16 protein-coding genes and 1 tRNA gene are annotated in these 14,438 nt (G+C 63.8%); 8 read left to right on the forward strand and 9 right to left on the reverse strand.

Annotated elements, in window-relative coordinates; all coding sequences use genetic code 11:
• Positions 1 to 34: 34 nt before the first annotated feature.
• The 4 genes from IVB45_RS32870 to IVB45_RS32885 all read left to right on the forward strand — a co-directional run bounded on the left by IVB45_RS32870 (position 35) and on the right by IVB45_RS32885 (position 3,777).
• On the forward strand, positions 35 to 604 hold the full coding sequence (locus IVB45_RS32870) for an alpha-ketoglutarate-dependent dioxygenase AlkB (RefSeq protein WP_247357875.1): 570 nt from the start codon (positions 35 to 37) through the stop codon (positions 602 to 604).
• Positions 605 to 836: 232 nt separating this feature from the next.
• Complete coding sequence (locus IVB45_RS32875; protein ID WP_247284696.1) at positions 837 to 1,331, forward strand: hypothetical protein; 495 nt, start codon at positions 837 to 839, stop codon at positions 1,329 to 1,331.
• Between the two features lie 134 nt (positions 1,332 to 1,465).
• Entirely contained in the window at positions 1,466 to 2,395 is a 930-nt protein-coding gene (locus IVB45_RS32880; protein ID WP_247284697.1) for a carboxylesterase family protein, read from the forward strand.
• A 158-nt stretch (positions 2,396 to 2,553) separates the two neighbouring features.
• Positions 2,554 to 3,777, forward strand: coding sequence for an ABC transporter substrate-binding protein (locus IVB45_RS32885; protein ID WP_247357874.1), 1,224 nt, complete (start codon positions 2,554 to 2,556; stop codon positions 3,775 to 3,777).
• A 222-nt stretch (positions 3,778 to 3,999) separates the two neighbouring features.
• Here the strand turns inward: IVB45_RS32885 and IVB45_RS32890 are convergent, their stop codons facing one another.
• Positions 4,000 to 5,562, reverse strand: coding sequence for an adenylate/guanylate cyclase domain-containing protein (locus IVB45_RS32890; protein ID WP_247357873.1), 1,563 nt, complete (start codon positions 5,560 to 5,562; stop codon positions 4,000 to 4,002).
• A gap of 176 nt (positions 5,563 to 5,738) precedes the next feature.
• On the opposite strand from IVB45_RS32890, the gene IVB45_RS32895 reads away from it, so the two are divergent.
• On the forward strand, positions 5,739 to 6,830 hold the full coding sequence (locus IVB45_RS32895) for an enolase C-terminal domain-like protein (RefSeq protein ID WP_247357872.1): 1,092 nt from the start codon (positions 5,739 to 5,741) through the stop codon (positions 6,828 to 6,830).
• A 68-nt stretch (positions 6,831 to 6,898) separates the two neighbouring features.
• On the opposite strand, the gene IVB45_RS32900 is transcribed toward IVB45_RS32895, so the two are convergent.
• The 7 genes from IVB45_RS32900 to IVB45_RS32930 form a co-directional block, all read right to left on the reverse strand.
• Complete coding sequence (locus IVB45_RS32900; protein WP_247357871.1) at positions 6,899 to 7,432, reverse strand: RidA family protein; 534 nt, start codon at positions 7,430 to 7,432, stop codon at positions 6,899 to 6,901.
• 106 nt (positions 7,433 to 7,538) lie between these two features.
• The gene (locus IVB45_RS32905; RefSeq protein ID WP_027565516.1) at positions 7,539 to 7,781 is read right to left on the reverse strand and encodes a hypothetical protein; all 243 of its coding nucleotides are present in this window, start codon (positions 7,779 to 7,781) and stop codon (positions 7,539 to 7,541) included.
• 14 nt (positions 7,782 to 7,795) lie between these two features.
• Positions 7,796 to 8,269 (reverse strand): L-2-amino-thiazoline-4-carboxylic acid hydrolase, encoded by a 474-nt coding sequence (locus IVB45_RS32910; protein ID WP_027565517.1) that lies wholly within the window; start codon positions 8,267 to 8,269, stop codon positions 7,796 to 7,798.
• 118 nt (positions 8,270 to 8,387) lie between these two features.
• A complete protein-coding gene (locus IVB45_RS32915) occupies positions 8,388 to 8,924 on the reverse strand; it encodes a DUF488 domain-containing protein (protein WP_247357870.1) in 537 nt (178 codons plus the stop codon).
• Positions 8,925 to 8,930: 6 nt separating this feature from the next.
• Complete coding sequence (locus IVB45_RS32920; RefSeq protein WP_027565519.1) at positions 8,931 to 9,146, reverse strand: DUF2945 domain-containing protein; 216 nt, start codon at positions 9,144 to 9,146, stop codon at positions 8,931 to 8,933.
• Between the two features lie 140 nt (positions 9,147 to 9,286).
• A tRNA-Val gene (locus IVB45_RS32925) sits at positions 9,287 to 9,361 on the reverse strand.
• A 74-nt stretch (positions 9,362 to 9,435) separates the two neighbouring features.
• On the reverse strand, positions 9,436 to 9,795 hold the full coding sequence (locus tag IVB45_RS32930; protein ID WP_007597092.1) for a response regulator: 360 nt from the start codon (positions 9,793 to 9,795) through the stop codon (positions 9,436 to 9,438).
• Between the two features lie 403 nt (positions 9,796 to 10,198).
• Here IVB45_RS32930 and IVB45_RS32935 point away from each other — a divergent pair, with 403 nt between their 5' ends.
• The 3 genes from IVB45_RS32935 to IVB45_RS32945 all read left to right on the forward strand — a co-directional run bounded on the left by IVB45_RS32935 (position 10,199) and on the right by IVB45_RS32945 (position 13,450).
• The gene (locus IVB45_RS32935) at positions 10,199 to 11,089 is read left to right on the forward strand and encodes an N-formylglutamate amidohydrolase (RefSeq protein WP_027565520.1); all 891 of its coding nucleotides are present in this window, start codon (positions 10,199 to 10,201) and stop codon (positions 11,087 to 11,089) included.
• 537 nt (positions 11,090 to 11,626) lie between these two features.
• The gene (gene hisN, locus IVB45_RS32940; RefSeq protein WP_247284704.1) at positions 11,627 to 12,409 is read left to right on the forward strand and encodes a histidinol-phosphatase; all 783 of its coding nucleotides are present in this window, start codon (positions 11,627 to 11,629) and stop codon (positions 12,407 to 12,409) included.
• A 75-nt stretch (positions 12,410 to 12,484) separates the two neighbouring features.
• The gene (locus IVB45_RS32945) at positions 12,485 to 13,450 is read left to right on the forward strand and encodes a tripartite tricarboxylate transporter substrate binding protein (RefSeq protein WP_027565522.1); all 966 of its coding nucleotides are present in this window, start codon (positions 12,485 to 12,487) and stop codon (positions 13,448 to 13,450) included.
• A gap of 42 nt (positions 13,451 to 13,492) precedes the next feature.
• Here the strand turns inward: IVB45_RS32945 and IVB45_RS32950 are convergent, their stop codons facing one another.
• The gene (locus tag IVB45_RS32950; RefSeq protein ID WP_247357869.1) at positions 13,493 to 14,383 is read right to left on the reverse strand and encodes a LysR substrate-binding domain-containing protein; all 891 of its coding nucleotides are present in this window, start codon (positions 14,381 to 14,383) and stop codon (positions 13,493 to 13,495) included.
• Positions 14,384 to 14,438: the final 55 nt, after the last annotated feature.

Genomic DNA, 14,438 nt, shown 5'->3' on the forward strand with positions numbered 1-14,438 from the left:
GCCACCATTAGGTTCCATCACGGAAATGCGAGGAATGACGCAGCTTGGTTTGTTCGCCGATCCGCAAGCAGGGCCTGCCGGCCTTCGCTATGCCGATGACTTCGTCGAGGCCGCCGTCGAGCAGGCGCTCATCGGCCGCATCGCAGCATTGCCGCTCCAGCGCTTCCAGTTCGGCGCCTTCGAGGGCAACCGCCGGGTGGCGTCCTTCGGCTATCGCTATGACTACACAGAGCAGCGGCTGGCCGAGGCCGAGCCGATCCCGGACTGGGTGCTTCCTGTCGCGCGGCAGGTCGAGGCATGGGCGGGTCTCGCCGGCGGCAGCGTGCGGCAGGTGCTCTGCACCGAATACGATGCCGGCGTCGGCATCGGCTGGCATCGCGACAAGCCGCATTTCGACAAAATCCTCGGCCTGTCGCTGGGCTCGTCCTGCAAATTCCGCTTCCGCCGTCGTAACGGCGACAAATGGGAGCGTCACACGCTCGAAGCCTTGCCGCGCTCGCTTTACATGATGGACGGCGAGGCGCGGTCGCAATGGGAGCACAGCATCCCGCCGGTCGAGGCGCGCCGCTATTCCATCACCTTCCGGACGATGAAGCAGACCTGACCGGCCGGCCCAACAAAAAAAACGCGAAAACAACCCCATGCACAGTAGAACGGCCGTGTCGGCGCGAGGCTCGGCCCCGCGGCGTAACCGTTTGACACCTCGGGGCAAAACAGCCGCACCGCGCAAAGGCGCAAGGCCCGGCGAACTTGCCTTCCAATTCGCGTTTACATGCTAAACTGGTTCCACGCGCCGCCCGGAAGGGAAGCCGCGATGGCAGGCCCAGGGAGGCAAGATGAAAGCCGGTCGATTGATCCTCGCCTGCGCCCTCGTTGTCGGAACTGCCTCCGGCGTCGCCGATGCATCCGACGCGACGCCCGCAAAAGTCTCGGGCTCGACGGCGCTGGCGCTCGCGGGGGTGATCGCGCCGCTGTCATCGGTCCTGTCCGGCGCCGAGAAGAAGGCGATGGCGATGCTGTTCGCCGCCAACAGCGACATTCCCTACAAGAAGCCGATCGTGGTGACCGCCGATCGAATCGTCTGTCGCGCCGGTAATGTGGACATCACCATCCGGAACTGCGAGGTCACCTTCGGCAAGAAGACCAGGACGGTGAACGGCTCCACGGCCGGCGAGATCTTCGCCACCGAAGCCCTGGCCGGCATTCCGCCCGACGGCGCCGCAGGATCGAATTTCGAGAGCCTGACCAAGCTGAGTTGCACGATCGACCCCAACGCCATCCGCCGGAAGGACGGCAGCGGCGCGGATTGCACGTTCCAGCCGGGGAATTGAACCACGCGTGGAGGACGCGCCGAGAGAACCATGGGTGCCGTGAAATCGCCTCATGACCAACTAACTAATAAGGCGAATTGAAAAGACGGGCCAAACGCGCGAGCCCATATCGGGCACGCAGGGCCAACACCGACATGAAGAATTTTCTCGCATTTTTTCTGATTCTGGGCGTGACGGCAGCCTCCGCACACGGTCCGCTTCCGATGCCGCCGGCCGCGCCGTCCGATCTCGTCCGGGTCGGCCTCACCGACAGCGACACCACCGCAGGCGGCACCGCGCGGCTGTGCGAGCAGGTCACCTTCTCGCGCGGCCTGCGCTACGGCGAGAGCGAAGCCAATGTGCTCGATGTCGCCACCGCCACGACCAAGGCGGATACGCCGCGGCCGGTGCTGCTGTTCGTGACCGGCGACACCTTCACTGGCGACCGCGCCGCGCCGGAGCTGTCGCGCCAGATCCAGGACCAGGCCATGTGCTTTGCCGCCCGCAACGACATGATCGGCGTGCGCGTCAACTACCGGCTGGCGCCCTCGGCGACGTGGCCGGCGGGTGCGACCGACGTGGCGGCGGCGCTGTCCTGGGTCCACGGCAATATCGACCTGTTCAACGGCGATGCCCGCGAGATCGTCGCGGTCGGCTACGGCGCCGGCGCCTTCCATGTCGCCACCCTGCTGGCCCATCCCGAACTCCAGACCGACCGCGCCGATGTCGCGGCGGTCGTGCTGGTGTCCGGGGTCTACCGCGCCGGCAAGGACGCGAGCGACAGCGAGAAGGCCTATCTCGGCAGCGACGCCAGCCAGTACAACAAGCGCTCGGTCTTCCCTGGCATCCTCAATGTCGACGTCCCGATCGTGCTGGCCTGGGCTGCGGATGATTCCGCCGGCATCACGGCGCAGGGCGAAACCTTGAAGAAGACGCTCTGCGGCGCCGGCCATTGTCCGCGTAGCGCGCTGCTGCGCAGCCGCGACGGCATCGCGAGCGCCTTCGGCCTCGACGGCTCCGGCGACAGCCTCGCCGAGCCGACGCTGCTGCTGGTGCATCAGCTCGAGGCGCGCGGGCTGCCGTAGCGGCCCCTCCGTCAGTACGGCTGCCATTTGGCCCGGCGCGACGAGCAACTTCGAAACGAGCCACCAAGACACACGAATGACAAACGCTTGACGTAGATCAACTCCTCTTGCTGCGGAGTGAGCCGACCTCGTTGGGGGCGAACGACAAGGTGTTGAGCATGGGCGTCATCGGCAGGATGCTGTTCGTTTCGATGATCGCGTTCGCGTCGCTCGGCGCGATGTCCGAGCAACGCGCCGATCAACCCACCGCCGACAACGAAATCCGCATCGGCAATGTCATGCCGTATTCGGGACCGCTCTCGGAGTTCGGCGCCATCGGCCAGGCGGAAGCGGCCTATTTCGACATGATCAATGCGCGCGGCGGCATCAACGGTCGCAAGATCCGCTTCATCACCCGCGACGACAATTCCGATCCGATGACGGCGCTGGAGCTGACGCGCAATCTGGTCGAGACGGACGACGTGCATTTGATGTTCGGATCGTTCGGCACGCCCGGTAATCTCGCCACGCGCTGGTATCTGAACGCAAAGAAGATCCCACAACTGTTCGTCGCCTCCGGCGACGAGGAGCTGAGCCAGGCCAAGGCGTTTCCCTGGACCATGGGCTGGCAGCCGTCGTTCCGGTCGGAGGGGCGCATCTACGCCAACTATCTTCAGGCCTATTATCCCAGGAAGAAGATCGTGGTGCTCTGGCAGAACGACCAGTTCGGGCGTGCGCTTCTCAAGGGCATGGAGGAAGGACTTGGCGATCTGAACCGTCTCGTCCTCGTCGACATCGCCTTCGACATTGCCGATGAGCATCTCGACGGACACGTCTCGATCCTCAAGCGCGCCGGCGCCGATATTTTCGTCTTTCTCGGTGTACCGTCGACGGCGTCCAAGGTGATCAAGCTGGCGGCGGCAATGAGATGGCGCCCGGTCTTCATCGTCAACGACGCCTCGGCCTCGATCGCCAATGCGATGGCGCCCGCAGGCCTGGAGAATTCCTCCGGCGTGATCTCGGCGGCTTTCCTCAAGGATCCGAGCGATCCCGCGTGGAAAGACGATCCCGCCATGAAGGACTGGTTCGCCTTCATGGACAAATACCATCACGACGAAAGCACCAACAACAGCGCCGCGCTCTATGGCTACGCCGCGGCCGAGGCGCTGACGCAGGTGCTGAAGCAATGCGGCGACGATTTATCGCGCGAGAACATCATGCGTCAGGCGGCTTCGCTGAGGAATTATCAGCCCTCGGTCGCCCTGCCCAACATCAGGATGAACACCTCGCCGACCAGCTACCTGCCGATCAGGCAGATGCGGTTGGTCCAGTTCGACGGCCGTTCCTGGCAACCCTTCGGCGACGTGATCGAGACGGCGTTTACGGAAGGCGCGGCGCGGTGAGTTGCTTCACGCTGGCAGCGGTAGCGCACGGAGAAAACGTGACTGGGAGCTCGCCCGCGGCCATCCTTCGAGACGCCCGCCTAGGCAGGCCCTCAGGATGAGGTCGCGTTTTCGCAGCGAGAAATCCGACCCTCATGGTGAGGAGCCCGCCAGAGCGGGCGTCTCGAACCATGCAGGCCGAGCACGTTCGACAACCTCAACTGCGACTGCGACAGCCCTGCCTCACACCGGCTTCAGCGAGGCCAGCGCGTTCTCCAGCAGCGAGCGCACCCGCGCTGCGTCGCCGGATTTCACCACCGCGGGGTCGAGATAGAGCTCCAGCCCGGGGGCACGCTCGGTAATGATGCCGCTTGTCTCCACTGAAGCGTCGTTCAGCGCATCCACGGAGTACGGAATCACTTCGCGGCTGATGCCTTTCATCGTGATCGCGGGCAGCGCGTGGGCGCGGACGATGTCGCTGACCAGCGCAAAGGTTTCATAGCTCAGCACGATGCCGCCGGGCTCGGCGATCGATTGCAGGCGCGCGGCGAGGTTCGCCTCCGCACCGATGATGGTGTAGTCCATGCGATCGCTGCTGCCGAAATTGCCGACATTGCAATAGCCGGAATTGATGCCCATGCGCGCCTTGAACGGCAGCTCGATGCCGGAGGCGCGCCATTTCGCATTGAGCTCGGTGAGGCGGTGCTGCATGCGCCAGGCCATCTGGAGGCAGGCCTGGGCGTCGGCGCGGTCGCCCTTGGTCTCGGGATCGCCGAAGAAGATCAGCATGGCATCGCCGATGAACTTGTCGATGGTGCCGCCAAATTCGTGGGCGACCCCCGACATCTCGGTGAAATACTCGTTGAGAAGCTGGGTCAGCAACTCCGGCTGGAGCCGCTCCGCCGTCGCGGTGAAGTTCTGGATGTCCGAGAAGAAGATGGTGAGCTTCTTGCGTTCGGTGTGGATGGTGACGTCCTTCTGGCCAGAGAAGATGCTTCGGTAGACCTGCGGCGGAATGTAACGCGAGATCTTCATCGAGAGCGAAGCCAGGAAGTCGTTGGCGGATTCGAGCTCCCTGTTCATGCCCTTGATGCGGCTCGCCTGGCGGCGCTGCAGCGAGAGAAACGACAAGCCGCTGCCGGCCGCGATCAGGAAATAGGCCAAGAGGAATTTGAACGAGAAGATGTTGGCGGCGATCGGCTGGGCGATGATCACCTCCTGGATGCCCCTGACGTCACCCACCTTCCAGTCCTTCTTCGGACTTTCGGGGTGGCTGTTGTGGCAGCTGACGCAGGCCGGGCCCATCGTCACCGGAGCGATCAAGCGGACCTTGTCGTTGAACAGCGACGTCTCGGTCTCGACGATCTTCTGCTCGGGATCGTTGCGAAGCGATTCGAGCGCATCCTTCTCGAACTTGTCGAGCTGGTGCGGGGCGCGATTCTGGAACGGGAAGTCCGAGACGAAACGGTAGGTGATGTTTTCCTGCTGCGCGCCGATTACCCGCCCGAGCTCCAGCGACAGCGTGGCCGGGATCGGGACCCCGCCGGGGACGGATTCGTAGTTGTGAACCACCCTGGTCGTGCCGTTCGGATTGGCGATGATGCGCCCGACCACGTTGGTCGCGTAATAGCTGCGCACGCTCGTGATCACCGAATTCAGGTCGATCGCCTGCCGGCGCAGCGCGGTCTTGCTGAGTTCGGTCAGGTCCAGCCACACTGCGAGCGGCAAAGCGAGCAGGAGGAAGGCGACCGCGGCACCGGTCAGGATGCCACTCTTGCGCTGTTCTTCGGAGATCTCTTGCTTCACTCTTTGGCTCCGTGATGAGCGTTCTTGTCTCGAACTCGGGGGATGCGGAACAGAGCCAATAAACGCGCTCCCGCGCAACCCCATTTTATGGTGGTCACGCCAAGCGGCTTTTCGTTTCATGGCGAATGTTTAAGATCGGCATTAATCTGCATTCACTCCACCGGGAGATCCCTCAAATGACCGAGACCATCCGTATCAAGCGCTTCAATGCGCGCCCCGTGATCGTGCCGATGAACCTCCCGCTCAAAACCTCGACCGGAGCGGTCGCAAAGGCGCCTCTGGTGCTGATCGACTGCGAGACCGACCTGGGCGTGCGGGGGCACGCCTATCTGTTCTCGATCACACCATCGGCCTTGAAGCCGTTGACGGCGATGGTCGCGGAAATGTCGGAGCTGCTTGCGGGCGACGAGCTGCTACCGTTCGAGATCGAGCGCAAGCTGACCCAGCGCTTCACCCTGCTGGGGCTCGCCGGCCTGCAGCGGCTGGCACAATCCGGCATCGACATGGCGGCATGGGACGCACTGGCGCGCGCACGCGGCCTTCCGCTAGCGCGGCTGCTCGGCGGCGCGCCGAGACCGGTCAGGGCCTACAATTCGAAGGGGCTCGGCATCATGCCGGCGGGTGCCGCGGTGGAGGAAGCCCACAAGCTGCTGGCCGAGGGCTTTCAGGCCGCAAAGATCCGCGTCGGCCGTCCCGATGCACGGGAAGACCTGAAGGTGGTGCGCGCGGTGCGCAAGGCCGTCGGCGACGACGTGACGCTGATGTGCGACTACAATCAGGCGCTGACGGTCAGCGAGGCCATCCGCCGCGGCGAGATGCTCGACGATGAGGGGCTCACCTGGATCGAGGAGCCGATCCGTCACGACGATTATGAGGGTAACGCCCGCATCGCGGATGCGCTGCGCACGCCGGTCCAGATCGGCGAGAATTTCGACAGCGCCTTCGCGATGCAGACCGCGCTCTCAGCGGAAGCCTGCGACTACGTGATGCCCGACGTGCAGCGCATCGGCGGTGTCACCGGCTGGCTGCGCGCCGCCGCGCTGGCGCATGCCGCCGGCATCGAGATGTCGACGCATCTGTTCTCGGAAGTCAGCGCGCATCTGCTCTGCGTAACGCCCACCGCGCACTGGCTGGAATATGTCGATTGGGCCGACGCGGTGCTGGCGACGCGGCTGATCATCAAGGACGGCTTTGCCCTGCCGAACGAGGAGCCCGGCAACGGGATCGCGTGGGACGAGGCTGCGGTGAAGAAGTATCTGGTCGAATAGGCCCCTTTCGTCGCGGCGCATCACATCGCGGACTTCGGAACCTGACGATCACCGAGCAAACATGCCATCTACGACCGAACAGCGGCAATCATACTCAGCTCGACCGGTGCGCCCCGCGGCAACTCGGCGACGCCAACAGATGTACGCGTATGACGACCGCGATCACCTAGGCGTTCGATCAGCCGGTCGGAGGCGCCGTTCATGACTTGCGATTGCTGCGTAAATCCAGGCGCCGAGGCGATGTATCCAACGAGCTGCAAGACCTGGACGATCTTGTCCTCTCCGCCTGTTGCGTGGTTGATGGCCGAAATGCAGAGATCAGCGCAGAGTGCAGCAGCTTTCTGTGCTGCGGCGACATCGACACCTGCGCCGACTTTGCCTGAGTACAGCAGGTCTTCGCCGCGACGCGGCAGCTGACCACTGACATACGCAATTTCACCATGGATGATCACCGGCAGGTAGTTGCCGCCGGGCTTGTTCACGCTGCTCATTTCGGTAACCTGCCTTTTTTCCACATCCGCGGTGAGCGATACAGTTTCGCCGAATGCCAGGTTCGCCGCCGCGAAGGATCGGACAATGGCAGGCGGCGAGTCACGGATCAAGGCTGCGCCAGGCGGCACGTTCGGGCCAGCACCAAGCCGCTATCCGACCGGATTGAAGGACCTGCTGCGCGGGCCGAAGGAGGCGTCCCCCTGAGAGGCGCCCGCGTTACCACGTCTCCGCGCCCGGAATCTTCCTTCGTACCGCCATGCGCTGGATCCATATGCAGCGACGCACGGATCTGTTGGAGCGGCCGACCGCCGAGATCCCCTCGCCGGCCTGAAGCAACGGCGCCACGTTTTCGCGCAGCACACGACAGCGCTGGAGCTCGGCCTGCCAGTCGATGGCGGCTGCGTCGGCCCGCGACGCAATCAGCGACAATACAGCTAGGGCAAGACAGCCCGTTCGCATGGGTCGGAGTTCCTTCACCGTGATCCGCCCGGATCGCGCCGGTAGCGGAAGTCGCAATGCGGAGCGCCTTGCATGATGGTCTGCGTTCGCGTCAGCGCGACGTCGGGGCCGAAACCTTCGGCGGTCGCAAAGTCGGCGGTGCAGACCAGGAGAAAGCCGAGCTTGGGCTCGCCCAGCGCCTTGTAGAACTCGGCATAGGCGCATCGCTTCACATCAAGCGCGAAGACGTCCTCGGTCTGCTCGACAATATTGTAAGCGAGCGCGTCGTCACGGGCATAGGTCTGGAAGGCGGAGGACACCGCCTTGCCGAGATTGTTCTCGTTCTTGGCTTTCCAGAATTCCTCGCCGAAACCGCGATAGAGATCGCCGAGCGCCTTGCGCACCAGCGCATTGGCATGCGTCTCGCCGAGCTCGGCCTGGAGCGCCTTGACCAAGGGCACCAACACCTGCGCCTGGATTCTGACCTGTTCGAGCACGGAAATGCTCATGGCAAACTCACGTCGCGGACCAAGAGGATCATAGATCCTATGGGTGACGGGTAGCGATAACCCACTCCCCCAGAGGATCACGGACTGCAGCAATCATAGCCGCGAATAGCACGATTTGCTAACTTTCCGCGGGATAAACCAAGCGGCCGTCAGCCATCATGTGCGCCGCCGGATTCATCTCGGCCAGTTTGACCTCCCCGGGTCCCGTAATGTGAAACACGCTCTCGCCGCCGGCGAGCAGGTAATCGGTGATGATCCGCCGGTGGCAGCGCCACCATACCGTCTCGGCACACATGATGGCGCATCGCTGCGCCTGCCCGAGTTCGCGCAGATGCGCGAGCCCCTCGCGAAAGCTCTCGCTCACCGCATAGTCGGCATAGTTGTGAAAGCTGTCGTTCTGCCAGAAAGCATTGGTCTCGCGCGGTATCTCCCGCTTGCGGCTGCGCAGGCCGCCGAGCGAGGCGATATGCTCATAGTCGACCGAAACGGCCCCGAGTGCTTGCGACAGGGCCTCGCGATTGTATTGGGGATTGGTGCGCGAGCGGGGCACGGTGCGGACGTCGACGAGATGCGTGACGGACACGCTCTGCAACAGGACAACGAATTCACCGATTGGACGTGTGCCGTGGCCGATCGTGAAGAATGGGTGAGCCATCGCCCGTCAGCTCCGGAGCAAGTGCAACGCCCGGCCCTTATGCAAGGCGACGTGATCGGTCTTGTCGCTTTTGATCTCGTATTGCGGATCGTCGGGGCTGGCATGGTGGACGTAGCCCTTGTACTCGACGTCCTTGGTGTGCACGCGGAGGATGTGGCCGCGCACCCGGCCGGCCTCGGAATTCCAGCTGACATGGTCGCCACGCTTGAATACTTTCGGCATGGCGAACCAATGCGGGAGCGCGTCTGGACGTTCCAGGCTGCGGAGCAGAACGCCCCAGTCCGTCTACGCTCTTCGAGCTACGCCGGACACGCTTCGCCCGAGAGGTCTTGGCTGTGCCACGCGAAGCCGAAGGCGAAGCGTGGTGGGCGCGACAGGGATCGAACCTGTGACCCCTACCATGTCAAGGTAGTGCTCTCCCGCTGAGCTACGCGCCCTAGATGTCGTCTAGATCGGGTCGGGTCCCTATAACGGCTCAGGGGAGCCGGTGCAAGGACGGAAGGGGGCCGATTTAGGCCGCCAGCATCTTGTTCACTTCGCTGACCAATTCGCGCAAATGCACGGGCTTGGACAGCACCTTGGCGTTCTTGGGGGCGTCCGAATCCGAGTTCAGGGCGACCGCGGCGAAGCCGGTGATGAACATGATCTTGATGTCGGGGTCGAGTTCCGAGGCCCGGCGGGCGAGCTCGATGCCGTCCATCTCCGGCATCACGATGTCGGTGAGCAGCATCTCGAACGGCTCTTCCCGCAGCCGCTGATAGGCGGCCATGCCGTTATCGTGGGACGAGACCTGAAAACCGGCGTTTTCCAGCGCCTTGACCAGGAAACGGCGCATGTCGTTGTCGTCTTCGGCGAGCAGGATCTTTGGCATGGCGGAAATGTCGAATCCCCAGAGGATATCAGCGGAGGTCACTAAGCCCGACGGAGGGTAAATTTGGGGTGAAAATCTTTACCGTCCGCAGCTCGCGCTGCCAGACTCTTGTGAACCGGAATACGGCACGAAGCAATCGAGCCGTACCTGCCGGTCCCCACCTCGCTGCCCGCAGGGTTAAGACATGTTCCAGCGCAGATCTCATCTTTTCGCTTGGCAGGATGGTTGCGATTCCGGACAATGACGACACATAAGAGCCGCTCGATCGGCCGAATCAATGCGTTGAGGCCGGTGCTGGGCTTGTTGGATCGTGCGGCGCCAAAGGGGGCGAAGCCTGATACCAAGGGGCGAAGCCTGATTGCCAAGGGATGAAGCCTGACACCAAGGGACGAAGCCTGAGAAGATGACCCGGTTTGACGGCGACAAGTCGCCCGCCTTCGAGATCGTTGAGCCCGCGCAATGGCGCGCGCCGATTATCTTCAACTCGCCCCATTCCGGCTCGACCTATCCGGACGAATTCCTCAGCGCCTCCAGGATCGACCTGCCGACGCTGCGGCGTTCCGAAGATTCCTTCATGGACGAGCTGATCGGCCATCTCAGCGAGCGCGGCTTTCCGACCGTGCGGGTCAACTTTCCGCGCTCCTATGTCGACGTCAATCGTGAGCCCTATGAGCTCGATCCCCGGATGTTCACCGGGCGCCTGCCGAGCTTTGCCAACACCCGCTCGATGCGGGTCGCCGGCGGGCTCGGCACCATTCCGCGCGTGGTCGGCGACGGCCAGGAGATCTATCGCGAGCGCATCCTGGTCGACGACGCGCTGGGGCGGATCGAGACGCTGTACAAGCCCTATCATCGCGCGCTGCGCCGGCTGATCAACAAGGTGCACCAGATGTTCGGCACCGTCGTGCTGGTCGACTGCCATTCGATGCCCTCGGTCGGCGTCTCCCGCGACGAGCCGCGGCGGCCCGACATCGTGATCGGCGACCGCTACGGCACGAGCTGCACGCCGCTATTGCCCGACCGGGTCGAGGAGACCATGGCCGGGCTCGGCTATTCGATCGGCCGCAACAAGCCCTATGCCGGCGGCTTCATCACCGAGCATTACGGTAACCCGGCCAGCGGCCTCCACGCCGTGCAGCTCGAGCTCAACCGCGCGATCTACATGGACGAGCGGCGGCGCGAGCGCAGTCCGCGCTTTGCGCAAGTGGCGTCGGACTTCGGCGTGCTCGCCGACGTGCTGGCGACCACGGTCCCGTTCGGCGATCTCGGCCCGTTCCAGGCCGCGGCGGAATAAGCGCGACGTTTTTCTTCGAACAATGGTGTTGGGTGCGATCAGCGCGAGCGCGTTTCGCGGCGCGCATTGAAATGAAAGCCAAGGCTTAAAGAAATGAGAGGCTGAAAGAAAAAAGGGCCGCTTCTAATGAAGAAGCGGCCCAAGTCTAGGGAGGAAACGCCCAAGGAGGGCAGCAGTAACGCGAAAAGCGCTACCGCACCGCAACAATATGCGGCCGCGACGCACAAAGTGCAAGGGCTTTCGAGCGGTTTCCCATGCAATGAGGACATAGCTCGGTTGCTTCCAGAGAAACCCGGATTCAGTTCCTTTGATAAGTAAATTCAATGGGTTGATAATCATTTGCATACCAACGAGGCAGATCCGGAACTAAGGTTTCAACTCAATGATCGATATTTGCCCAGCGGTGTCTTTGACGAGGCGAACGCTTCCCGCATCCAAAATACCAGGGTGCAAAAGCAAGACAGCGCTGCACGATCCTTCCGATTTGAGCTAGGCAGGAGTGAGCTTCACCCGACTTTCGCTTTTTGAGGATACGCCGTGACGGTGATCGATTTCTCCGCCTTCATCGGACGGCTCGCCACCGCCTCCGGCGAAACCATCCTGCCGTTCTTCCGCACCTCGCTGTCGATCGAGGACAAGAGCAAGACCAAGGATTTCGACCCCGTAACCGAGGCCGACCGCGCCGCGGAGGCGGTGATGCGGCGTCTGATCAAGGCCAACTTTCCCCAGCACGGCATCGTCGGCGAGGAATTCGGCAACGAGCGCGAGGATTCGGATTACGTCTGGGTGCTCGACCCCATCGACGGCACCAAATCCTTCATCGGCGGCTTTCCGATCTGGGGCACGCTGATCGCGCTCCTGCACAAGGGCACGCCGGTCTACGGCATGATGCACCAGCCCTTCATCGGCGAACGCTTTTCCGGCGACAGCGGCTCGGCTCATTATAATGGCCCCTCCGGCGAGCGCCGGCTCCAGGTCCGGCGCTGTGCTTCGCTGTCGGAGGCGACGACCTACACCACCAGCCCGCTGCTGATGAACGAGCGCGACCGCGCCATCTTCGGCCGCATCGAGAAGGGCGCGCGGCTGTCGCGCTATGGCGGCGACTGCTACTCCTATTGCATGCTGGCGGCGGGTCACGTCGATCTCGTGGTCGAGACCGAGCTGAAGCCTTACGACATTGCAGCCCTGATTCCGATCGTGACCGGCGCCGGCGGCGTCGTCACCACCTGGGAAGGCAAGCCGGCGCAGGGCGGCGGCCGCATCGTCGCGGCCGGCGACGCCAGGGTTCACGAAGAAGCACTGAAACTGCTCAACGGATAGGCGATTTATTGTTTGCGCATGATCCTCTCGGAAAACCGCTGCACACTTTTCCGGATCATGCTTCAGGGAGCCTGCATGACCAACCGGCGTACGCTCCTTCTCGCGGCCTTGCTTCTGTTTCCGACCCTGGCCTGCGCCCAGAATTTCCCGGCCAAGCCAATCAAGCTGATCGTGCCGTTCCCGGCCGGCGGCCCCAACGACATCATCGCGCGGGTGATCGGCCAGCGCATGTCGGAGCTGTCAGGGCAGCCGGTGCTGATCGACAATCGCGGCGGCCAGGGCGGCGTGCTTGGTACTGACGCGGTCGCCAAGAGCGCACCTGACGGCTATACCATCGCGATCTCCTCGGCCGGCGCGCTCGCCATCAGCCCGAGCATGGAGCGGGTCGCCTACGATACGCTCAATGACCTCACGCCGGTGACGCTGGTCGCAACCGTGCCGGAAATGTTGGTGGTGGCGACCAATGTGCCCGCAAAGGACATCGGCGAATTGATCGCGCTCGCCAAGGCGCAGCCGGGAAAACTCAACTTCGCCTCCTCCGGCCCCGGCAGCCTGCCGCATCTCGCCGGTGAATTGTTCAAGCTGACGGCCAAAATCGACATCGTGCACGTGCCCTATCGCGGCGCGGCGCCGGCCGTGAACGATCTGCTGGGCCAGCAGGTGCAGATGACGTTCCTGGACCTCCCCGTGCTGCTGCCGCAGGTCAAGGCGGGCGCCCTGCGACCGATCGCAGTTGGCTCCGCCGAGCGTTCGCCGACCGCGCCTGATGTGCCGACCACCGCGGAAGCCGGCTTTGCCGATCTGCGCATCGAGAACTGGTACGGCATGGTCGCGCCGAAGGGCACGCCGAAGGAGATCGTCGCCGCGCTGCATGGTCTGGCCACGAAGGCGATGGCGGATCCCGCGGTGAAGGAAAAGCTTGCCGCCCAGGGCGCCACCCTGGTCGGCGATGAGCCGGAGCATTTTCGCACATTCATCGCAGACGAGACCAAGAAATGGGCGAAGGTGATCAAGGACGCTGGCGTGGAGACGGCGAAGTAACTGTGTCTTGCCCCTCCTGAAGGGGCGGGGAAATCTTGGAGCTCACACCGCCGCAGCCCGCAAATGCTCCACCAGCATCTTGGCCGGGCGCGGTAGCGTCTTGAAGCTTCGCGCGCAGATCACGAGTTTGCGGTTGGCCCAGCTATCGCGCAGGCGGACCATGGCGAGCGGCATCAGTTTTGCGCAGCGGCGGGCCGCGGCTTCGGGCACCAGCGCGACGCCCACATCGGCGGCGACCATCTGGCAGATCGCGTCGAAGTCGCGCAGGCGCGCGCGGTAATGCGGCCGCATGCCGAGCCGGGCGGCGTGCTTCGAAATATGCACCTGAAGCGCGGTGGCGCTGGTCAGCCCGACGAACTCGCAAGCACCCGCCTCCTGGAAATCGATCGCGCGGCGGCCCGCGAACGGGCCGCGCCTGGACGTCACCAGCGTCAGGCGATCCTCGCTGAAGGCGAATCGCTCGATATGATCGGGCAGCGCGTGCTCGGCGGCAAAGCCGAGATCGGCCGCGCCCGCAGTGATCGCGGCCGCGATGTCAGTGCTCTCGCGCTCCTCGATGTCGATGGCGACGTCGCGGTGCTCGCGCAGGAAGCCGGCAAGCGCCTTCGGCAGATGCTCCGAGAGGCCGGAGGTATTGGCGAGGAAATGCACGCTCGCGCGCACGCCGCTGGCAAAGCCGGCGAGATCGCCGCGCATGGCGTCGATCTGGTGGATGACGAGACGGGCGTGATCGAGCAGGCTCTCGCCGGCCGCGGTCAATTCGACGCCGCGGCGCCCGCGCTTCAGCAGCGCGACGCCGAGTGCATCCTCCAGCCCCTTGATGCGCGCGCTGGCGGAGGCCAGGGCCAGATGCGACCGCTCCGCGCCGCGGGTGATGCTGCGCTGGTCGGCGACCGCGATGAACAGATGGAGGTCGACGAGGTCGAAGCGCATCCCGGGGTCCCTTCAGCCTTCGTTCCAGACGAAGGTTTTCTCCGTAAGCTACAGA

It is taken from the genome of Bradyrhizobium sp. 4, assembly GCF_023100905.1.
In the GTDB taxonomy this organism is placed as follows: Bacteria; Pseudomonadota; Alphaproteobacteria; order Rhizobiales; family Xanthobacteraceae; genus Bradyrhizobium.